Origin of the sequence: Proteus sp. ZN5 (genome assembly GCF_011046025.1) — a bacterium.
In the GTDB taxonomy this organism is placed as follows: domain Bacteria; phylum Pseudomonadota; class Gammaproteobacteria; order Enterobacterales; family Enterobacteriaceae; genus Proteus.
Map to the genome: position 1 here is coordinate 3,912,942 of NZ_CP047639.1, position 21,702 is coordinate 3,934,643.

General features: G+C 38.8%; 17 protein-coding genes. 9 read left to right on the forward strand and 8 right to left on the reverse strand.

The features are described 5' to 3' along the window. Window positions 1-97: 97 nt before the first annotated feature. From ppiD to bolA, 7 genes are all read right to left on the reverse strand, one after another. Window positions 98-1,975, reverse strand: coding sequence for a peptidylprolyl isomerase (gene ppiD / locus GTK47_RS18070; RefSeq protein ID WP_098941107.1), 1,878 nt, complete (start codon window positions 1,973-1,975; stop codon window positions 98-100). Between the two features lie 475 nt (window positions 1,976-2,450). Next, window positions 2,451-2,726 (reverse strand): nucleoid-associated protein HU-beta, encoded by a 276-nt coding sequence (gene hupB, locus GTK47_RS18075; RefSeq protein WP_036911695.1) that lies wholly within the window; start codon window positions 2,724-2,726, stop codon window positions 2,451-2,453. 214 nt (window positions 2,727-2,940) lie between these two features. Next, a complete protein-coding gene (lon, locus tag GTK47_RS18080; protein ID WP_075671981.1) occupies window positions 2,941-5,301 on the reverse strand; it encodes an endopeptidase La in 2,361 nt (786 codons plus the stop codon). Window positions 5,302-5,560: 259 nt separating this feature from the next. Then, window positions 5,561-6,832: an ATP-dependent protease ATP-binding subunit ClpX gene (gene clpX, locus GTK47_RS18085; protein WP_006535087.1), complete on the reverse strand. Its 1,272-nt coding sequence runs from the start codon at window positions 6,830-6,832 to the stop codon at window positions 5,561-5,563. Window positions 6,833-6,974: 142 nt separating this feature from the next. Next, window positions 6,975-7,598: an ATP-dependent Clp endopeptidase proteolytic subunit ClpP gene (gene clpP, locus GTK47_RS18090; RefSeq protein WP_004245088.1), complete on the reverse strand. Its 624-nt coding sequence runs from the start codon at window positions 7,596-7,598 to the stop codon at window positions 6,975-6,977. Window positions 7,599-7,855: 257 nt separating this feature from the next. Beyond that, window positions 7,856-9,160, reverse strand: coding sequence for a trigger factor (gene tig / locus GTK47_RS18095; protein WP_023580863.1), 1,305 nt, complete (start codon window positions 9,158-9,160; stop codon window positions 7,856-7,858). A gap of 321 nt (window positions 9,161-9,481) precedes the next feature. After that, the gene (gene bolA, locus GTK47_RS18100; RefSeq protein ID WP_075671985.1) at window positions 9,482-9,796 is read right to left on the reverse strand and encodes a transcriptional regulator BolA; all 315 of its coding nucleotides are present in this window, start codon (window positions 9,794-9,796) and stop codon (window positions 9,482-9,484) included. Window positions 9,797-10,136: 340 nt separating this feature from the next. Here bolA and GTK47_RS18105 point away from each other — a divergent pair, with 340 nt between their 5' ends. Beyond that, complete coding sequence (locus GTK47_RS18105) at window positions 10,137-10,715, forward strand: YajG family lipoprotein (RefSeq protein WP_165125801.1); 579 nt, start codon at window positions 10,137-10,139, stop codon at window positions 10,713-10,715. 56 nt (window positions 10,716-10,771) lie between these two features. Continuing rightward, window positions 10,772-12,292: a muropeptide MFS transporter AmpG gene (gene ampG / locus GTK47_RS18110; RefSeq protein ID WP_165125804.1), complete on the forward strand. Its 1,521-nt coding sequence runs from the start codon at window positions 10,772-10,774 to the stop codon at window positions 12,290-12,292. A 78-nt stretch (window positions 12,293-12,370) separates the two neighbouring features. On the opposite strand, the gene dbpA is transcribed toward ampG, so the two are convergent. Further along, a complete protein-coding gene (dbpA, locus tag GTK47_RS18115) occupies window positions 12,371-13,744 on the reverse strand; it encodes an ATP-dependent RNA helicase DbpA (RefSeq protein WP_165125807.1) in 1,374 nt (457 codons plus the stop codon). Between the two features lie 367 nt (window positions 13,745-14,111). On the opposite strand from dbpA, the gene GTK47_RS18120 reads away from it, so the two are divergent. The 7 genes from GTK47_RS18120 (at window position 14,112) to GTK47_RS18150 (ending at window position 21,690) form a co-directional block, all read left to right on the forward strand. Continuing rightward, window positions 14,112-14,873, forward strand: coding sequence for an outer membrane protein OmpK (locus GTK47_RS18120; RefSeq protein WP_165125810.1), 762 nt, complete (start codon window positions 14,112-14,114; stop codon window positions 14,871-14,873). Window positions 14,874-15,369: 496 nt separating this feature from the next. After that, entirely contained in the window at window positions 15,370-16,320 is a 951-nt protein-coding gene (gene cyoA, locus GTK47_RS18125) for a cytochrome o ubiquinol oxidase subunit II (protein ID WP_088493685.1), read from the forward strand. 4 nt (window positions 16,321-16,324) lie between these two features. Further along, window positions 16,325-18,307, forward strand: coding sequence for a cytochrome o ubiquinol oxidase subunit I (gene cyoB, locus GTK47_RS18130; protein ID WP_088493686.1), 1,983 nt, complete (start codon window positions 16,325-16,327; stop codon window positions 18,305-18,307). Next, window positions 18,307-18,918 carry a cytochrome o ubiquinol oxidase subunit III gene (locus GTK47_RS18135; RefSeq protein ID WP_036932890.1) on the forward strand — a complete coding sequence of 204 codons (612 nt, stop codon included), beginning with the start codon at window positions 18,307-18,309 and terminating at the stop codon, window positions 18,916-18,918. Before cyoB ends, GTK47_RS18135 begins: the two co-directional genes overlap by 1 nt. After that, window positions 18,918-19,250 (forward strand): cytochrome o ubiquinol oxidase subunit IV, encoded by a 333-nt coding sequence (locus tag GTK47_RS18140; RefSeq protein WP_006535101.1) that lies wholly within the window; start codon window positions 18,918-18,920, stop codon window positions 19,248-19,250. The genes GTK47_RS18135 and GTK47_RS18140 overlap by 1 nt, the downstream gene beginning before the upstream one ends. 11 nt (window positions 19,251-19,261) lie before the next feature. After that, window positions 19,262-20,146 (forward strand): heme o synthase, encoded by an 885-nt coding sequence (cyoE, locus tag GTK47_RS18145; RefSeq protein ID WP_109371714.1) that lies wholly within the window; start codon window positions 19,262-19,264, stop codon window positions 20,144-20,146. Window positions 20,147-20,319: 173 nt separating this feature from the next. After that, window positions 20,320-21,690, forward strand: a complete 1,371-nt coding sequence (locus GTK47_RS18150) for an MFS transporter (protein ID WP_165125813.1) — start codon at window positions 20,320-20,322, stop codon at window positions 21,688-21,690. Window positions 21,691-21,702 lie beyond the last annotated feature (12 nt).

Genomic DNA, 21,702 nt, shown 5'->3' on the forward strand with positions numbered 1-21,702 from the left:
TCGAGAGATGTTTTTATTTATTTAAATTATCAAAGACAGCTATCCATAAAAAAACCCAGCCTTAAGCTGGGTTTTTAATGTAATAACTCGAAATTGATTATTGATAATCTTTATCAAAAATTTCAATTTTAGCGTTATCTTTTAGGTCACGTAACATAAGTTGTAACGCTTCTTCACCCATCTGAGCACGGTAGAGATTAGTCATAAACTCTAGTTGTTCAGATGTTGGTTTACCATCTGTTACGCTATCCAATTGAATGAGGACGACTTTAGTACCAGGTACATTAGTCATGCCATACTCTTTTTTACCTTCAGCTGGTTTTGGCATAGAGAAAATAGCAGTTTGTACTACATCTGTTGCAGATGAGTGAACAATGCTTTCTTCACTACCAAACGAAATATTAGCAGCTTTCAGTGCTTCTTCGCCTTTGCCTTCTTTCAATGCAGCTAAAAGTTTTTGAGCCTGTGCATTCATTGCTTGTGATGCTTTTTGCTGTTTAACCAGCATAACAACTTGATCACGTACTTTATCTAATGGTTGGCTTGCTGAAGGCTTATAACCTTCTACACGCACGATAAACGCACTGTCATTACCTAACGTCACCATATCTGAATTCATGCCTGTTGGGCCATTTTCATCCACTAATGAACCACCAAAAATTAACTGGGTGAGTTTTTCATTATTTAATGGTGCTGGAACTGTGTTTTCATCAAACCAGTCAGTATTAACAACAGTTACATTGCCCGCTTTAGCGGCAGGCGCTAATGTGTCGTTGTCATTAGACGCAGCTTGGCTCACTTTTTGTTGTAATGCGAAGAAATCATCAATTGCTTTGTTTTCACGCATTTTTGCCAGTAAATCTGTTTTCACTTCATCAAATGGTTTTACAACAGATTGCTTAACATCATCAAGGCGGAAAATTGCGTAACCATTGCTGATTTTAACAGGCTCAGAAATTTGGCCTTTTTCTGTCAAACTTGCATTAGCCAGCTCAGGTAATTCTTGTCCGATAGTTATCCAACCTAAAGAACCATTTTGTTTTTTAGAGAAACTATCAATAGATTTTTCTTTCACTAACGAAACAAAATCAGCGCCTTTTTTCAGCTCTTCTTCTGCCGCTTTAGCGGCTGCTTCATCTGCTAATACTAAGATGCTGTATTGTTTTTGTCCTGCAGCTGTGAATTCATCGATATTACTGTCATAGTAAGCTTTCGCTTCTTCATCAGTAATGTTGATGTTATTGAAATCTTTTTGAGCATTTAATTGGATATAGCTAATTTTAAATTGCTCTGGCGCGATGAACATTTGGTTATTTTGCTCATAGAACGCTTTCACTTCTTCATCAGATGCCGTTTCTTTTTCAAGGAATGGCTGAATATCTAATGATGCTAAACGTACATTACGGCTTTGTAGCATTAAGCCTGCAAATTCTTTAACTTCGCTATCTAAGGCAAAATCTGTACCTTGAATAGAAAATTTTAATTGCTGATTGATAAGGTTTTGACGAATACCTTCTGCAAAGGCATCAGCATCAATATTATTGCCTTTCAATAAATCGACATATTTTTTATTGTCAAATTTACCATCAGTTTGAAAGTAAGGAAGTGCAAAAATAGCATCTCTAATTTGCTGATCACCAGCTGAAATACCCAGATTTTGTGCAAATTGATCAAGTAAAGCCTGGTTGATCAGCATATCAAGCGCTTGTTGGCGAATAAGTTTCTGACCTTCTTCCGATGAAGCAAGAGCAGCAAAATTTTCACCCATATCTTGTTGTAATTGAGCACGACGTTGCTGATAAGTTTGCTCTAATTGAGAACGGCTAATTTTATATCCGTTAACTTCAGCAGCATCATTAACGCCTGAACTAAAGAGATATCCGCCCACACCAGTTAGGACGAAGGAGAGGATGATCACAGCTAATAATATCTTTATAAATGGATTATTAGCAGTGGAACGAATGTTGTCCATCATAACGAGACGAGGCTCCGTTTGGTGAAATAAAAATTATTTTTATGGGTGTTACACGACTATTTTGAGCACAGCGAAAAGATAATATGCCCATGCTGGCTTAATATCAAAATGTCGCGACACGCGACAATCATTAAAAACAGCCAGTCCCGTATTAATGCGCAGTCTTAACACGCACTTTCTATAACTAAGAAAAAACTAAACAGCATTATTTGATTCATTGATTACGATAACCATTTAACTCATCACTGAATCATTCATTGTTGTCTATTTCAGTTATAGAACAACGCGTCATTCTATCAAATGACTACTTCAGTTTCACGTCTTATCGCCAGAGAATACAAGGTTTAATCGTGATTTATAACCTAAAAAAAGAAAAGCGCATCTCAAAAAGATGCGCTTCATTTTTAATTGAGTCGTTTTCTGTTTATCCATAACGTTAAGCTAATAACAAATTGGCAGAAAATAAGTTCAACTATTATTGATTAACTGCGTCTTTTAAGCCTTTACCAGCACGGAATGCAGGAACTTTTGCAGCTTCAATTTGGATTTCTTTACCTGTTTGTGGGTTACGGCCTGTACGAGCTGCACGATCACGTACAGTGAAGGTACCGAAACCTACTAATGCTACATCATCACCTTTTTGTAAAGATTCAGTGATAGAAGCAACCAGAGCATCTACAACACGACCTGCTGCCGCTTTTGAGATATCTGCATTTGCAGCAATTTTGTCGATCAGTTGAGTTTTATTCACGCTTTCATCCCCATAATTTTATGCGTTATTTTTCACCATTAATGGCAAATTTTGCAAACGTCGTTATATCAAGCCTTTTTAGATATAGCAAGACCGATAAAACAGCATTTTTAATTAAAATCCCAATTAAATTAGCGACACAAAAAAAGGCTGGCAAGCTTTTATTACTTATCCAGCCTTTTTTTTAGCTATAATTTATGACTAATATCACTCTTTAGTGTGATTTATCAGTCACAACTTCCATGCCAAACGGTGAATTTTGCAGGGCTAGCGATAAAACTTCCTCAATTGTTTTCACCGGGTGAATATCCAGATCAGCAACAATATTTTCAGGAATTTCTTCTAAATCACGCTTATTTTCATCTGGGATAAGAACTGTCTTAATTCCACCACGATGTGCAGCAAGTAACTTTTCTTTCAGTCCGCCAATTGGCAATACTTGTCCGCGTAACGTAATTTCGCCCGTCATTGCAACATCCGAACGTACAGGATTACCTGTTAGGCTTGATACCAATGCAGTACACATTGCGATACCTGCACTTGGACCATCTTTTGGTGTTGCACCTTCAGGAACGTGTACGTGCATATCACGTTTTTCATAGAAATCGCCATTAATACCAAGTTTATCAGCACGAGCACGAACGACTGTCATTGCCGCTTGAATAGACTCTTGCATCACTTCACCTAAAGAGCCAGTGAATGTTAGCTTACCTTTACCTGGTACACTTGCTGTTTCGATAGTCAGTAGATCACCACCAACTTCTGTCCATGCAAGTCCTGTTACCATACCTACTCGATTTTCTGTATCAGCACGACCGTAGTCAACTTTACGAACACCTAAGTAGTCTTTGAGATTATCTTCGTTAATCTCAATATGTTTGATTGTGCTATCCATCAGCAGTTGTTTTACTGCTTTACGGCATAATTTAGAAATTTCACGTTCTAAACTACGTACACCTGCTTCACGCGTGTAATAACGAATAATGCCCATAATTGCGCTGTCATGGATTGTCAGCTCACTTGGTTTTAACGCATTACGTTCAATCTGTTTTGGTAACAAATGTTGCTTAGCAATATTCAGTTTTTCGTCTTCGGTATAACCAGATAAACGAATAACTTCCATACGATCTAACAACGGTGCTGGTATATTCATGGAGTTAGATGTCGCCACGAACATAACATCAGACAGATCGTAATCAACTTCCAGATAATGGTCGTTAAATGCGATGTTTTGTTCTGGATCTAACACTTCTAACAGTGCAGAAGCCGGATCGCCTCGCATATCTGATGACATCTTATCAATTTCATCTAACAGGAAAAGTGGATTTTTAACGCCAACTTTAGCCATTTTCTGAATTAATTTACCCGGCATAGAACCGATATAAGTACGACGGTGACCGCGAATTTCAGCTTCATCACGCACACCACCTAACGCCATACGAACATATTTACGGCCTGTTGCTTTAGCAATAGATTGACCCAGTGAGGTTTTACCTACACCTGGAGGCCCTACCAAGCACAGGATTGGCCCTTTAATTTTGCTAACGCGAGATTGTACCGCGAGATATTCAAGGATACGCTCTTTAACACGTTCTAAACCGTAATGGTCAGTATCAAGAACTTCTTGTGCTTTCACTAAGTCTTTTTTAACTTTGCTACGGCTATTCCAAGGAACTTGAACCATCCAATCAATATAACTACGTACAACCGTGGCTTCTGCTGACATTGGCGACATCATTTTTAATTTCTGAAGTTCCGCTTCTGTCTTCTCTTTTGCCTCTTTCGGCATTTTTGCAGCGTCGATTTTACGTTTCAGCGATTCCATTTCATCAGGTGCATCATCCATCTCACCTAATTCTTTTTGAATTGCTTTCATTTGTTCGTTGAGATAATACTCACGCTGACTCTTTTCCATCTGCTTTTTAACGCGGTTACGAATGCGTTTTTCAACTTGTAGCAGATCGATTTCTGATTCCATCATCGCCATTAAATATTCAAGGCGTTCTGTAACATCAGACATTTCAAGTACAGCTTGCTTATCTTTTAATTTCAGCGGCATATGAGAAGCAATGGTGTCTGCTAATTTCGCTGATTCTTCGATAGCATGTAATGAAGTTAATACCTCTGGCGGAATTTTTTTATTCAGTTTGATATAACCTTCAAACTGATTAATCGTTGTCCGATTTAAGACTTCCTGTTCGCGCTCATCAACTGCTGGCGTTTCAAGGTATTCTGCTTTCGCCTGAAAGTATTCACCATTATCAGATAACGTCGTAATTTTGGCACGACGAATACCTTCGACAAGTACTTTCACTGTTCCATCAGGCAGTTTTAGCATCTGTAAAACAGAAGCAACTGTACCAACAGAAAAAAGATCATTAACACCTGGTTCGTCAGTAGATGCATCTTTCTGCGCAACCAGCATAATTTGTTTGTTGTCGTTCATCGCAGCTTCTAAGCAATGAATGGATTTTTCACGACCAACGAACAACGGGATCACCATATGCGGATATACAACGACATCACGTAATGGCAATACAGGTATTTCAATACGTTCTGGACGCTCAGGATTCATAGAGCTCTCTCTTCGTTTTTAGCTTAACGCTTTTACAGGTAATTTTATTCGCATGTCACCAAATAAAATTAATTCCACGGATTGTCAAAATATATAAGGGCACTTTTCTGACATTCAATAGCATTACCCATTAAAAAAACAAAATGAGGGAAAATTCCCTCATTTTTATTGCGTTGGCGCGCTTTATTTTAAATTTCTCTCTTATTTTGAGAGAAAACTAGATAATGTCAGACAAGAGACATTGCCAAATTACGATGCATTATTCACCAGAAGCCTGATTTTCTGGTTGACTATAAATAACCAGAGGCTCAGATTTTCCATTAATAACGCCTTCATCAATGACCACTTTTTCTGCATTTTCAAATGAAGGAAGGTCATACATCGTATCAAGTAATGCTGCTTCAACAATCGAACGTAAACCACGAGCACCTGTTTTACGTACCATAGCTTTTTTCGCAATTGCAGTCAGCGCTTCCTTACGGAATTCTAAATCCACACCTTCTAATTTAAATAATGCCTGATATTGCTTAGTCAGTGCATTCTTAGGTTCTTGTAAGATCTGGATTAATGCTTCTTCATTTAATTCGCCTAGCGTTGCAACAACAGGTAAACGACCAATAAATTCAGGGATAAGACCAAATTTAATCAGATCTTCTGGCTCAACTTGGGCTAATAATTCACCTTCGCTGGCTTTCTCTTTTTGGCTTTTAACTTCTGCGCCAAAACCAATACCTGAATGTGTATTTAAACGCTGTGCAACAACTTTATCTAACCCGGCAAATGCCCCACCACAGATGAAGAGGATCTTAGAAGTGTCTACTTGTAAAAACTCTTGTTGTGGGTGTTTACGTCCACCTTGAGGAGGAACAGAAGCCACAGTACCTTCAACTAATTTCAATAATGCTTGCTGTACACCTTCACCAGACACATCACGAGTGATTGATGGGTTTTCAGATTTACGAGTGATCTTGTCAATTTCATCAATATAAACAATACCACGTTGTGCTTTTTGCACATCGTAATCGCATTTTTGTAGCAATTTTTGAATGATGTTTTCAACATCTTCACCCACATAACCCGCTTCTGTCAGCGTTGTGGCATCTGCCATAGTAAAAGGCACATCAAGGTAGCGTGCTAATGTTTCTGCTAATAACGTTTTACCGCTACCAGTAGGACCAATCAGCAAAATATTACTTTTCCCTAGCTCAACACCATTGGCTTTATCGCCATTACGCAGGCGTTTATAGTGGTTATAAACGGCAACAGCCAAAACTTTTTTAGCCAATTCCTGACCGATAACATAGTCATCAAGGTGCTTACGGATTTCATGTGGCGTTGGCAATTCACTGCGTTCATGATGAGGTGCCAGTTCTTTTATTTCTTCACGAATGATATCAACACAAAGATCGACACATTCATCACAGATATAAACCGACGGACCAGCAATCAATTTTTTTACTTCATGCTGGCTTTTACCGCAGAAAGAGCAATACAGAAGCTTCCCTGAGCTATCTTTGCGCTTATCTGTCATCAGTCAACCTCACTTAGTTATTCCTCTTATCATTTATAAGAAGAAGAAAGTCTTTTTACATAAATATTGATAGCCGCTTCCTTTGCATTATTGACCAGCAAAGGAAACGTATTAATTCAGTTGCTATTACAACGTGTAATGATTAACTACGTTGAGTATAGACTTTATCCACTAATCCGTATTCTAACGCTTCGTTAGCGGATAAGAAACGATCACGCTCAGTGTCTCTTTCTATTTCTTCAATAGATTTACCTGTATGTTGAGCCATTAGCTCATTCATACGGGATTTTACTTTCAAAATTTCTTGAGCATGAATTTGAATATCTGTTGCTTGACCTTGGTAACCACCTAACGGTTGGTGGATCATCACACGAGAGTTCGGTAAGCAAATACGTTTACCTTTCGCACCAGCAGATAGTAAAAAAGCGCCCATTGAACACGCTTGACCCATACAAATTGTACTCACATCTGCTTTGATATACTGCATAGTGTCATAGATAGACATACCCGCAGTAATTACGCCACCCGGTGAGTTGATATACAGGTTGATGTCTTTCTCTGGGTTTTCTGCTTCTAAAAATAGCATTTGAGCAACGATAAGATTAGCCATGTGATCTTCGACTTGGCCAGTCAGGAAAATAATACGTTCTTTCAATAAACGTGAGTAAATGTCGTAAGAACGCTCTCCTCGCGAAGTTTGCTCTATAACCATCGGCACCAGAGCCATATTAGGTGCGAATTGTTCCTGTGTGTCGTTAAATGACATGTCTGTCTCCTATTGCATTCTTATTGGTGCCAATGACAACAATTTTACTTGAGATAATTGATCATGACCATTTCTAATGATCTAATCTCTCACAAGACATTCAAGGCGCCTCGCGAGGAGTGATAAAGAGAATATAGAATTATCTGGAGATAATCGCTCAAATTTCAAGGCAAAATTTGATAAATATATACAAACTGAAAAAAACCCGTGGTAAAAACCACGGGTTTTTGCTTAAAACCGATATTCGCGGTTAAGAATTAACCCATTTGAACTTCGTTCATCAGTTCAGTGAAGTTAGTTTCTTTTTCAGTTACTTTAGCATTTGCTAATATTTTTTCTACCGCTTGCTCTTCTAACGCAAGATTACGGATGTTATTCATCAGTTGTTCGTTCTTGTTGTAGAACTCAACAACTTCTGATGGATCTTCGTAAGCTGAAGCCATTTCGTCGATCAGTGCATTAACACGATCGTCTTCTGCTTTCAGTTCATTACTATTGATCACTTCACCTAACAGTAATCCAACGATTACACGACGTTTAGCTTGTTCTTCGAACAGTTCACGTGGTAATTGCAGAGCTTGTTTCTCGTCGCCACCAAAACGTTGAGCTGCTTGACGTTGCAGAACTTCGATTTCGCTGTCAACAGCAGCTGCTGGTACGTCAACTTCGTTTGCTTTAACTAAGCCATCAATTACTTGTGATTTAACACGAGTACGGATTGCATTTTTCAGTTCACGTTCCATGTTTTTACGTACTTCAGCACGTAAACCATCAACAGAACCATCAGCAATACCAAAACGCTTGATGAACTCTTCAGTTAATTCTGGCAGTTCACGCTCTTCAACTTTTTTCAGGTTGATAGCGAATTGTGCTTTTTTACCTTTTAGGTTTTCAGCGTGGTAATCTTCTGGGAAAGTCACATCAATTGTGAATTCTTCGCCAGCTTTATGACCAATAACGCCTTCTTCGAAACCTGGGATCATACGACCTTGACCCATTGCCAGTACGAAATCTTCAGCTTTTCCGCCTTCAAATTCTTCACCGTCAATAGAACCGTTGAAATCAACAGTTACGCGATCTTCTGCTGCAACTTCGCCGTCTTTGTCTTTCCACTCTGCTTGTTGCTTACGCAGTGTTTCTAACATGTTATCAACGTCTTCGTCTTTAACAGTAACAACAGGTTTTACAACTTCAATGCTTTCCAGATCTTTCAGTTCGATTTCTGGGAAAACTTCGAATTCTACAGAGTAAACAAAGTCTTCACCTTCTTTGTATTGCTCTGGTTTGTAGTCAGGCGCGCCAACTGGGTTTACTTTGTTTTCGATGATAGCGTTAATGAAATTACGCTGCATCAGGTCACCCAGAACATCATTCAGTACTGACATACCGTAACGCTGTTTAACCATTGACATTGGAACGTGACCTTTACGGAAACCATCAATGCGAACAGTTTTAGCAGCTTTTTTCAGTTCACTGTCTACAGCAGTTTGGATATCAGCGGCTGGTACGGTGATTGTGACACGACGCCCTAGGCCTTGAGTCGTTTCAACAGAAACTTGCATCTTGTTACCTCAAAATAAGTTTTAGTGCTCGGTCTACTTTAAAGGAAACTAACATGATATTGACATGTTTAGGTTTATTTTCCTTTCAGAACCGGGGCCGCCACATTTAAAAAAACGAGGATCCCTGATATCAGAAGCATCCCGAAACCTTACTGAAAATTAGACGCGACATTATAACGATCTAGAGGGGTTGAGTCGAGAAAGAGCCGTTTTATTCCTCAATTTTTTCATAAAATCGAGCAACTCGCCCCTTTTTTCCTCTATAAAGAACAAAAAATACGCATCTTAGGATCTATTTACTTACGATTAACGATAAGGTTGTTAATCTTCTTGGCTTCCGCCACGACACCCAGGAGAGCGTAATGCTTTATCCTGCTGTTCATTCCATTCGCTCAAAGTAAAGGTGTGTAATGCTAATGCATGAACACCATTTTCCATTTCATGAGCTAATGTTTGGTACACATCGCGATGGCGCGAAACACTACGTTTTTCATTAAAATCATCACTAACGATAATGACTTTAAAGTGGCTTTCAGAGCCTTCGGGCACATTATGGCGATGGCTTTCGTTTATTACTTGTAAAAAATGCGGTGAAAAGCGTGAAATCAGCTTATTCTCAATATCATCACGGATCATCTCTGCCCCTAATACTCTAGCCTTTATACCATGGCGAATAAAAAATAAGTCAACCAGATTATATTGATTTAGTCTTTATCAATACGAAATGATGAGCTTATTCTTTTTAATTTTGCTGATGATAATCGCTTATTTTTCATCTTGAGTAAAACCATTGACCGAATATTGTCAAATATATGAGTAAAAATGAGGGTAATTTGAAATAAAATCAATTGATAAAATCAGATAATTTCGTTCGTTAAGGGGATATTAGCAACCTATCAGCAGTGGTATGATAGGCTAAAGTTTGAAGCCTATTCTACTTGTTAACACAACAGACATATTTAACCGAGATTACCTCATGATTAAAAATTTACTCTGTGCTGTTTTTGCATTAACACTGCTTTCAGGTTGTGCAACTCCTAGTAACAAATTATCTATCGAACCTGTGATGTCAGTTCCTGCGGCCGATCCAACAATGCGCCCTATTTCACTGAACATTTCAAGCCAAGACAAACGTGCATCCAAAAACCTAGCGGAAATTAACCGCAACGGTAAATTAGAAATCCTTGTTCCAACTCGTGATATTGCATTTTTAATGCAAGAAGTTTTACAAAAACAAATGACAGCCCGTGGTTTTATGATGGGTTCTCCTGCTTCTGCTGATGTGATTATTGTTATCAATAAACTCAATGCTGATGTGGGAGAAGGAAGTGTTCGTCATAATATCAGTGCGAAAGCGGATATTTCAATTATCGTCACCTTACCGAATGGCAGTTCGAATACTAAAACATTCCGTACTAGCTACAATGTTCAAGGTCCATTTGGTGCAACTAATGAGAAAATTGCCACCGCGATTAACAATGTCTTAAGTGAACTCGTTAGCGATATGGCAAAAGACGCTTCAGTCAGTCAATTTATCAAATCTAACGCTCGTTAATTTTATTAGAATAAACGACCTGTTATTTCAAACAGGTCGTTGAAAGGAATTTTTGCATGGTTCAGCCCGCCTTCAAACAAACCACTTGGTATAAATCATTTATTCTTCTATTACTTGGCTTTACTTCTGGATTACCTCTGGCATTAACCGCAGGTACATTACAAGCATGGATGACAGTAGAAGATATCGATTTAAAAACCATTGGTTTTTTCTCATTGGTGGGACAAGCCTATGTTTTTAAATTCCTTTGGTCGCCTTTTATGGATCGTTATACCCCTTCTTTTCTTGGCCGTCGCCGAGGATGGATGTTGCTCACTCAAATAGGGTTAGTGATTGGTATTGCAGGAATGGGATTTCTAAATCCTAACGATCATTTATGGTGGCTCGCCTCTTTAGCGGTCATCGTTGCCTTTTGTTCTGCTTCACAAGACATTGTTTTTGACGCCTATAAAACAGATATATTAAAAGCAGATGAGCGTGGTACGGGTGCTGCAGTTTCTGTATTAGGCTATCGCATAGCTATGCTTGTTTCAGGAGGAATGGCGCTTTGGTTAGCTGATAAATATATTGGCTGGCAAAACATGTACTGGTTAATGGCTGCCTTAATGGGCATTGGTATTATTGCCACATTACTTGCCCAAGAGCCAGAAACCACCGTGAAGCCACCACGTACACTCTATGAGGCTGTTATTGAGCCTTTATATGAATTTTTCTCTCGTAATAATGCTTGGCTAATTTTACTGCTTATTGTGTTGTATAAAATGGGTGATGCCTTTGCCCTAAGTTTAAGTACCACCTTTCTTATTCGCGGTGCTGGATTTGATGCGGGTGAAGTGGGATTAGTGAATAAAACACTTGGACTTGCAGCCACTATTGTTGGGGCATTACTAGGTGGCTTATTAATGCGCCGTTGGAGTTTATTTAAAGCGCTGATGGTTTTTGGTATTTTGCAAGGTGGGTCAAATATCGGTTATTGGTATTTAGCTGTTTCTGAGCAAAGTATTTATAGCATGGGTGCGGTAGTTGCATTTGAAAATATTTGTGGAGGAATGGGAACAGCTGCTTTTGTTGCCCTCTTAATGACACTTTGTCATCTCTCTTTTTCAGCAACACAATTTGCACTCCTTTCAGCGTTATCCGCGATTGGCCGTGTTTATGTCGGCCCTGTTGCTGGTTGGTATGTTGAAAGCCATGGTTGGGAATCATTTTACCTTTTTTCTATTGTTGCTGCTGTACCCGGTCTTATTTTGCTATTTATTTCGAAAAACACACTTATTTATACGCAAAAAACGGGTGAATTCCTTAGAAGAACTTTATTTATTAAACAGTACCGTTTTGCTATTTATGGTTTGATACTGATGGTTCTTTTCTTTATTTGTAGCTTAATCCTTGTTGTTACAAATTCATTACCCACTTTAGACATGTTCCAGTCTGTCGATTTTATTCAATCAATCGATACAGGAAGATTAAGCTCTTGGGCTTCTACACTCTTTTTATATGGCGTTATTATTGGTGCAGTAAGCCTTGTTTTTGGCACAATTCTAGATTATTTGGCACTGAAAAAAACAACACATTAATTTTATTGCCTTCTCAAGATATGAACCATAAAAAAGGACAGCTTAAGCTGTCCTTTCTATATTCTTAGTAAAGAAAAATTATCTAAACAATCTTACTTTTACTGCTTTACCTTTAATTTTACCTTGTTGCAGCTGTTTCCAAACTTGTTTCGCAATAGATTGTTTTACAGCAACATAAGCATGTGTTGGGTTAATCATAATTTTGCCAATATCGGCACCATTGAAACCCATATCGCCCGTTAATGCGCCTAAAATATCACCTGGGCGCATTTTGGCTTTTTTACCACCATCAATACATAATGTTGCCATTGCTGCTTCAAGAGGCGTAATTTGTAGTCCAGCGGGTACTGGCAACCAATTTATCTTCATATGAAGCATCTCTTCTAGAGCGTTAGCACGCTGAATTTCTTCTGGTGCGCAAAAGCTAATAGCCAATCCACTTTCGCCGGCTCTAGCTGTACGACCAATTCGGTGAACATGCACTTCAGGATCCCACGATAATTCGTAGTTAATCACCATTTCTAACGCTTTAATATCAAGTCCACGAGCAGCAACATCTGTTGCCACTAATACACGACAACTTCCATTAGCAAAGCGAATAAGCGTTTGGTCACGCTCTCTTTGTTCCATATCGCCATGTAAAGCAAGCACACTTTGGTTGCTTTCTGTCAGTGTTTCATACACATCTTGGCAATCTCGTTTCGTGTTACAAAATACGACACAAGAGGCAGGTTGTTCGCGACTTAAAAGCTTTTGCAATAACCCTATTTTTCCATGACGAGATATTTCATAAAACTGCTGTTCAACCGCCGGAAGCTCATCAACAGAGTTTATTTCAATAGTTACTGGATTTTGCTGGATTTTACGGCTAATTGCTGCGATCTCATTCGGCCAAGTTGCAGAAAAGAGCAATGTTTGGCGTGCGGTTGGCATACGAGAAATAATGTCATTGATATCATCAAAAAATCCCATATCCAACATTCTGTCTGCTTCATCCAATACCAATGTTTTCACATCATCTAAAGCAACAGTCTCTTTTCTTAGGTGATCAAGTAATCTACCCGGCGTTGCAACAATAATATGTGCAGCATGAATCAATGAATCACGCTGGATGCTAAATGGGACACCACCACACAGTGTTAATACTTTGATATTTGGAAGATAACGAGCAAGGCGACGTAATTCATTTGCAACTTGATCAGCAAGTTCTCGCGTTGGGCATAAAATAAGTGATTGGGTATTAAATTGTTTTGCATCAATATGTTGCAAAAGCCCCAAACCAAAAGCAGCTGTTTTACCACTGCCTGTTTTTGCCTGAGCACGAACGTCTTTTCCTTCAAGAATGGCGGGCAAAGCAGCTTCTTGAACTGGAGTCATAGTGAGATAACCCAATTCATTAAGGTTAGCGAGTTGTTCAGCAGGAAGTGCGTTAAGTTCAGCAAATGAGGTCACAATGAAAATTCCAAGTAAAGTAAAAACAAATATGAGCTAATGATACTACCCCTTCATTCTTGTGTCGTGAGGTATTTTTGCGCTGTTCATATTACTTTTTCATCTAAGTGCCATTTTCTATCATTATCTCCTTAAATTTCCTCTTCTTATCAAAAACTCCTTTTTTATTTTTGCTATTAATTCAAAAAATAAAATAAAAAAATACAAAATTTCTCATTTTTTAAACTAATATCAAAATTCTAGAAATAGATCCTATTTTAAACTCAAATTTCCATAAAAAGGATTTTTATAGTTTATTATTCTAATAAAAAAGAAAAACTGAACATTCACCGCAACCATAATCGGCCATGAGCCATCGGGATAATTTATGATCAAAAAATCATTTTTGTTTGTCATCGCAACAACATTCTCTTTACCTTCTCAGGCAAGTTATTTAGGAGGATTTGCAAGCGCTAGTATTAACTACTTGGATTGGACAACACATACAACACACAAAACAGGCAAAACTTCCCATAAAGATGATTTTGCCTACTTAGAACTTGAAGGTGCTGCTAATTTTTCATGGGGAGAGTTTTATGGCTTTTTCGATTTAGAGAACCCCTTTAATAAAAAAGAAACTCATCCGGGCGATAATCAGCGCTATACCATTAAAAGTACTGCTCGTATTTATTTAGGCAAAAGTAACTTTAATTTATATGGGCATGTTTATGGTACATGGTCACTCCCTGGTAAAAAATATGGTGGTAACTTCCATGAAGTAAATACACTTTACGGCTTTGGCTATAACACACAAATTGCTAATTTATGGTTTAAACCTTTTATTGCCCTTCATTATGTCGATCAATCTAAATATTCAGGTAACAACGGTTATGTGACTGGTTGGGTTGCTGGATATGATTTTAATATAAAAAATCAAAAGTTTAGCCTAACAAACTGGCATGAAATGGAATTCCAACGACACAAACGTTATGGCAATGGAGGTAAAAATGGCATTAATGGCGCTTTAGCCATTTGGTGGCATCCGACAACATCTATCACTACTGGAATTCAGTATCGTTATGCTTATAAAAAGCTAGGAGAGAGTTTTCTGCAAGATGGCATTGTATATAGCTTGAAATATAACTTCTGATAGGAAATTGTTAATTTTTATTACAGCGGATCGATTTTTATCCGCTGTAACCTCTTTTTATCACTTAATGAAAATATTTCTCATTGGATATAAACATTCATCAAATCACTAATTACCCATATTAAAAATCACACAAGCATCAAATATAGATATTAAACATCAATATAAAAAGGATTTTACCTATCAACTCTCCTCCGACCTCTAATTTGTTACTTTTTTAATCAGAATACGTTTTCTTACACTTTTTATTGCATTTTTATTTGTAAAAATATGTATTTATTTTAAAAACATGGTACTTTATGAAATTATAGTTAATTCACAATAATTAAATTAACATTTATTTAATATTTTGATTACTTGTGATCACATTAACACAAAAGACCAACCAATCACTTACTTACCATTACAATTGTTTACACTGTCGCAACCTTACCGTAAAATGTCCTTACTGATACTGATGAAACAACAATAGAACCTTTGTCATTTGGGTCGTTGGATGAGACTTATGAAATACATAAAAAGTATTGGGACACTCTCGCTATTAGCAGCAGCTCTTCTATTAAGTGGCTGTGATATGGCGTTAATGAATCCCAAAGGCGCTATCGGCGCTGAGCAAAAAACATTAATCCTCATTGCGCTTGGTTTAATGTTAATTGTTGTGATACCGGTAATACTGATGGTGATTGTTTTCGCTTTTCGCTACCGTGAATCCAATACTAAAGCCACCTATCGCCCAAACTGGGCTCACTCAAATAAAATTGAACTCGTCGTTTGGACAGTGCCAATTATCATTATTGTGATTTTGGCGAGCATTACATGGAAAACAACCCATGAGCTTGATCCTTACAAACCATTAGAGTCCACAGAAAAACCTGTCACCATTGAAGTTGTTTCAATGGATTGGAAATGGTTATTTATCTATCCAGAACAAGGCATTGCAACAGTTAATGAACTGGCTTTCCCTACTAATGTTCCTGTTAATTTCAAAATCACTTCTGACTCTGTCATGAACTCATTCTTTATCCCTCGCTTAGGTGGACAAATCTATGCGATGGCAGGAATGCAAACCAAACTTCACTTAATTGCTAATGAGCCTGGCGAATATCCAGGGATGTCAGCAAGTTATAGTGGGCACGGTTTCTCTGATATGAAATTTACAGCGATTGCGACACCTGATCGTGCCGGTTTCGATGCGTGGGTTGAAAAAGTCAAACAATCGTCAGATACGTTAAATACGACCGCTGCATTTAATGAACTTGCTAAACCAAGCCAGAAAAATCCAGTGACCTACTATTCAAGCGTGAAGCCAATGTTATTCCAAGAGACCATCTCTAAATTTGGTCACACAGGTCATGGCGCTCACACCAGTGGCAATCAGACAGCACATGCTGATGCAACAATGAATATGAACATGAGCCATGCGGCGCATGCAGGAGCAGAGGAATAAAGGCATGTTCGGAAAATTAACTCTTGATGCAATCCCGCTACATGAACCAATTATCGTCGTTACTTTACTCGGTATTGTTCTTGGTGGGCTTGCTGTTGTTGGCGCACTAACTTATTTTCGTAAATGGAAATGGTTGTGGACCGAATGGTTAACCAGCGTTGACCATAAAAAAATTGGTATTATGTATATCCTCGTTGCAATGGTCATGATGTTCCGTGGCTTTGCCGATGCGATTATGATGAGAAGCCAACAAGCTCTCGCCTCTGCTGGTGAAGCTGGTTTCTTACCACCTCATCACTATGATCAGATTTTTACCGCACACGGCGTTATCATGATTTTCTTCATGGCAACACCTTTTGTTGTGGGTCTGATGAACCTTGTTGTACCGTTACAAATCGGTGCTCGTGATGTGGCATTCCCATTCCTTAACTCACTGAGCTTCTGGTTCTTTGTAGTTGGTGTGGTACTTATCAACCTTTCTTTAGGTATTGGTGAATTCGCACAAACAGGTTGGTTAGCTTATCCACCACTTTCTGGTCTGGAATATAACCCAGGAGTCGGGGTCGATTATTGGATATGGAGTTTACAGATATCCGGTATTGGTACGCTTCTAACAGGGGTTAACTTCTTCGCGACTATCCTGCGTATGCGTGCGCCGGGTATGAGCATGATGAAAATGCCAGTATTCTCTTGGGCTGCTTTATGTACTAACGTCCTGATTATCGCTGCATTCCCAATTTTAACAGTCACTATTACGTTGTTAACTTTAGACCGCTATCTTGGTACGCACTTCTTTACCAATGATATGGGCGGTAACATGATGATGTACATCAACCTTGTATGGGCTTGGGGTCATCCAGAAGTTTATATCCTTGTTCTGCCAGTATTTGGTGTGTTCTCTGAAGTTACAGCAACATTCTCTAAAAAACGGTTATTCGGTTATACCTCATTAGTTGGTGCAACTGTCGTTATTACCGTGTTGTCATTTATCGTTTGGTTACACCACTTCTTTACTATGGGTTCTGGTGCCAACGTCAATGCCTTCTTCGGTATCGCCACGATGATCATCGCTATACCAACAGGGGTTAAAATATTTAACTGGCTGTTTACGATGTATCAAGGCCGTATCGAATATAAAAGCCCAATGTTGTGGACTATCGGTTTCCTTATCACCTTCTCTGTTGGGGGAATGACTGGGGTTCTGTTAGCCGTTCCGGGTGCAAACTTCGTTCTACATAACAGCTTATTCTTAATTGCTCACTTCCATAACGTTATTATCGGTGGTGTGGTATTCGGCTGCTTCGCTGGTATGACTTACTGGTTCCCTAAAGCATTTGGTTTCACACTGAATGAAAAATGGGGTATCCGTGCATTCTGGTTCTGGTTTATCGGCTTCTTTATGGCCTTTATGCCACTGTACATTCTTGGCTTTATGGGTATGACTCGTCGTATCAGCCAAAACATCAACCCAGAGTTCCATCCAATGCTGATGGTTGCTGCGGGTGGTGCTGCACTGATTGCTATCGGTATCGCTTGTCAAGTTGTCCAGATCTACGTCAGTATCCGTGACCGTGATCAAAACCGTGATTTAACGGGAGATCCGTGGGGCGGACGTACTCTGGAATGGTCAATTTCTTCACCTGCTCCTTTCTATAACTTTGCCGTTGAACCTAATGTTCAAACACGTGATGAGTGGTGGGATCAAAAAGAAAAAGGCACAGCTTATCAGCGTCCAACTAAATACGAACCAATCCATATGCCTAAAAATACAGGCGCTGGTGTGATTATTTCAGCATTCAGCTTAGTACTTGGTTTTGCCATGATCTGGCATATCTGGTGGTTAGCTATCGTTGGTTTCGCTGGCATGATTGTCACTTGGATCGTGAAAAGCTTTGATACAGATGTGGATTACTATGTCCAAGTACCTGAAATTGAAGCTCTCGAGAATAAGCATTATGAAGAACTGAAAAAAGCAGGTGTGAAATAATGTCTACTCAAACTGTAAATAACACAAACGCCCATGAGCATCATGGGCACCACGATGCAGGAGCGACGAAAGTTTTCGGCTTCTGGATCTACCTAATGAGCGACCTTATCCTGTTTGCCAGCTTATTTGCCACTTATGCGGTGCTTGTTAACGGGATTGCGGATGGCCCTTCAGGTAAAGAAATTTTTAGCTTACCGTTTGTTTTAGTTGAAACCTTCTTACTGCTATTTAGTAGTATCACTTTTGGTTTCGCTATGCTGAGCATGAATAAAGGTAGCGTTAGCCAAGTTAATCTGTGGTTATTTGTTACTTTCTTATTCGGCCTAGGTTTCGTCATCATGGAAGTTTACGAATTCCATGAGCTAATCGCAGAAGGTTATGGCCCAGATCGCAGTGCATTCTTATCTGCATTCTTTGCATTAGTTTCAACGCACGGTCTTCACGTAACGGCTGGCTTAATTTGGATTGTTATTATGATGATCCAAGTATCACGCCGTGGTTTAACTGAAGTTAACCGTACTCGTTTAAGCTGTTTAAGTCTGTTCTGGCACTTCCTTGACGTTGTCTGGATCTGTGTGTTCACCGTAGTTTATCTGATGGGAGCGATGTAATGAGTCATCCAAATACTTCTCCTTCAGGCGCAAGCCACGGCAGCATGAAGTCTTATCTGATTGGCTTTATTCTGTCTGTTATCCTCACCGTTATTCCATTTTGGATGGTGATGGAAGGAACAGCGACACCAGCAACAATTCTATGGACTGTTGTCGGTATGGCAGTTGTGCAAATTGTGGTTCACTTAGTCTGCTTCTTGCATATGAATACGTCATCAGAAGAGCGCTGGAACGTCGTCGCATTCCTGTTCACACTGCTTATTATCGGCATTGTTGTCGTAGGCTCGTTGTGGATTATGTACAACCTGAACATCAATATGATGATGGATTAAGAGTTGTCGCTATGATTAAGCAATACCTACAAGTCACCAAACCAGGAATTATTTTCGGAAATTTAATTTCTGTAATAGGTGGTTTTCTGCTCGCTTCTAAAGGTGAGATTGATTACTCCCTATTTTTCGCGACGCTACTTGGGGTGTCTCTGGTCGTTGCTTCTGGTTGTGTTTTTAACAACTACATTGACCGTGATATTGACCGTATCATGGAAAGAACGAAGAACCGCCCATTAGTTAAAGGATTAATTGACCCTCAAGTTAGCCTGATATATGCCTCAGTATTAGGTATTGCAGGTGTTGTGCTGCTCTATGTAGCAGCCAACCCACTTGCAATGTTTATCGCTGTATTCGGTTTTATTATTTATGTTGGGGTTTATAGCCTCTATATGAAGCGTAAGTCTGTTTATGGCACACTGATTGGTAGCTTATCTGGCTCTGCACCTCCTGTTATCGGTTATTGTGCCGTTAGCGGTGAATTTGATGCAGGCGCGGCAATCCTATTACTTATCTTTAGTTTGTGGCAAATGCCTCACTCTTATGCCATTGCTATTTTCCGTTTTAAAGACTACCAAGCTGCAAATATCCCGGTATTGCCTGTAATTAAAGGGATCTCAGTCGCTAAACGTCATATTATTCTTTATATTCTGGCGTTTATGATTGCAACCTTAATGCTGACATTAGTGGGTTATGCAGGCTATAAATATCTGATTGTGGCTTCAGCCGTCAGTATTTGGTGGTTAGGCATGGCTTTATCGGGTTATAAAGCAACCAATGATATTGTGTGGGCACGAAAATTATTTATTTTCTCTATTGTCGCAATCACTTCATTAAGCGTAATGATGTCTGTTGATCCAACTAGCTCAACAGAAGCGGTTCTTGCGTATCTAAGATAATGTATTTATTAAAGTAACCTAAATACCAGTCAGCCTTCTGACTGGTATTTTTTTATCTCTTTTACGACTTCGCATGATATCAGTACAGTTTTGTCTTTTTTGTATCCCATTTATTGATTAACCTCACTAGAAAATGTCATTACAATGGAGGTATCAGTAATACGAGGTAATCCATGAATGATAATAAAATGACCCCATTAGAGCGTAAAGCAACATGGGGACTAGGCACCGTTTTTTCTCTTCGCATGCTTGGCATGTTTATGGTACTCCCAGTTTTAACCACCTACGGGCTTCAACTACAACACGCAACAGAATCTCTCATTGGATTAGCCATCGGTATTTATGGATTAACACAAGCTATATTCCAAATTCCTTTTGGTATTTTCTCTGATAAATTTGGTCGAAAACCTATGATTGTTTTTGGCTTAATTATTTTTATTATAGGTAGTCTGATTGCGGCTCTCAGTGACAATATCTACGGCATTATTATTGGTAGAGCATTACAAGGAGCGGGAGCTATCTCAGCTGCAGTAATGGCTTTATTATCAGATTTAACACGAGAACAAAATAGAACAAAAGCAATGGCCTTTATTGGTATTAGCTTTGGGATAACATTCGCTTTAGCCTTAGTTTTAGGGCCTATTTTAACGCATATTTTTGGTTTACATGGCCTGTTTTGGGGAATTGCCCTACTCGCTTTTGGTGGCATTATTATTACGCTTTTTACTGTGCCAAATAGTGAACACCATATTCTTAATCGAGAGTCAGGTTTTGTTCGTGGTAGCGTAAAAAAAGTTTTATTTGATGCACAACTTCTTAAATTGAATACAGGTATTTTTTCACTACATACTTTATTAATGGCCGCATTTGTTGCACTTCCGCTGGTTATGAGTAGCGCAGGTTTAGCGAAAGAAAAACATTGGATTGTTTATCTAGTCACCATGCTTATTGCCTTTATTACTGTACTTCCTTTTATTATCTATGCAGAAAAAAAACGAAAAATGAAACAAGTTTTCTTATTCTGTATTTCCTTACTTATTGTTGCTCAAGCTATTTTGATTATTTCAGGCTCAAGCTTGTGGTTAATTATTGCGGGTATTCAAGTTTTCTTTATTGGATTTAATATTATGGAAGCACTTCTTCCTTCATTAATCAGTAAAGAAGCACCAGCAGGTTATAAAGGCACAGCAATGGGAATTTATTCCACCAGCCAATTTTTAGGTGTGGCATTAGGCGGAATATTAGGAGGATGGCTTTACCAGCATTATAGTGCGCAGATTGTATTTTTAGGCTGTTTATTGATTGGTCTTATTTGGTTTTTTATTAGCCTAACATTACGCCAACCCTCTTATGTCAGTAGTTTACGTGTTGAATTACCTGAAAGTTTATCTTCAAGCCAACAACAGCAACTACAACAATTATTTAAGCAACAACCTGGTGTCAATGAAGTTGTGATTATGGCGGACGAACAAAGTGCCTATATCAAGGTTGATACTAAACAGACGCCAAGAGCAACATTAGAGGCTCTGATCCCCTTAGTTTGAAGATCAATAAAC

What these genes read in the sequence shown, in the direction of transcription:
- ppiD (WP_098941107.1), bottom strand. Translation starts at nt 1,975, where the DNA reads ATGATGGACAACATTCGTTCCACTGCTAATAATCCATTTATAAAGATA.
- lon (WP_075671981.1), bottom strand. Translation starts at nt 5,301, where the DNA reads ATGAATCCTGAGCGTCCAGAACGTATTGAAATACCTGTATTGCCATTA.
- clpX (WP_006535087.1), bottom strand. Translation starts at nt 6,832, where the DNA reads ATGACAGATAAGCGCAAAGATAGCTCAGGGAAGCTTCTGTATTGCTCT.
- clpP (WP_004245088.1), bottom strand. Translation starts at nt 7,598, where the DNA reads ATGTCATTTAACGACACACAGGAACAATTCGCACCTAATATGGCTCTG.
- tig (WP_023580863.1), bottom strand. Translation starts at nt 9,160, where the DNA reads ATGCAAGTTTCTGTTGAAACGACTCAAGGCCTAGGGCGTCGTGTCACA.
- bolA (WP_075671985.1), bottom strand. Translation starts at nt 9,796, where the DNA reads ATGATCCGTGATGATATTGAGAATAAGCTGATTTCACGCTTTTCACCG.
- GTK47_RS18105 (WP_165125801.1), top strand. Translation starts at nt 10,137, where the DNA reads ATGATTAAAAATTTACTCTGTGCTGTTTTTGCATTAACACTGCTTTCA.
- ampG (WP_165125804.1), top strand. Translation starts at nt 10,772, where the DNA reads ATGGTTCAGCCCGCCTTCAAACAAACCACTTGGTATAAATCATTTATT.
- GTK47_RS18120 (WP_165125810.1), top strand. Translation starts at nt 14,112, where the DNA reads ATGATCAAAAAATCATTTTTGTTTGTCATCGCAACAACATTCTCTTTA.
- cyoA (WP_088493685.1), top strand. Translation starts at nt 15,370, where the DNA reads ATGAGACTTATGAAATACATAAAAAGTATTGGGACACTCTCGCTATTA.
- cyoB (WP_088493686.1), top strand. Translation starts at nt 16,325, where the DNA reads ATGTTCGGAAAATTAACTCTTGATGCAATCCCGCTACATGAACCAATT.
- GTK47_RS18135 (WP_036932890.1), top strand. Translation starts at nt 18,307, where the DNA reads ATGTCTACTCAAACTGTAAATAACACAAACGCCCATGAGCATCATGGG.
- GTK47_RS18140 (WP_006535101.1), top strand. Translation starts at nt 18,918, where the DNA reads ATGAGTCATCCAAATACTTCTCCTTCAGGCGCAAGCCACGGCAGCATG.
- cyoE (WP_109371714.1), top strand. Translation starts at nt 19,262, where the DNA reads ATGATTAAGCAATACCTACAAGTCACCAAACCAGGAATTATTTTCGGA.
- GTK47_RS18150 (WP_165125813.1), top strand. Translation starts at nt 20,320, where the DNA reads ATGAATGATAATAAAATGACCCCATTAGAGCGTAAAGCAACATGGGGA.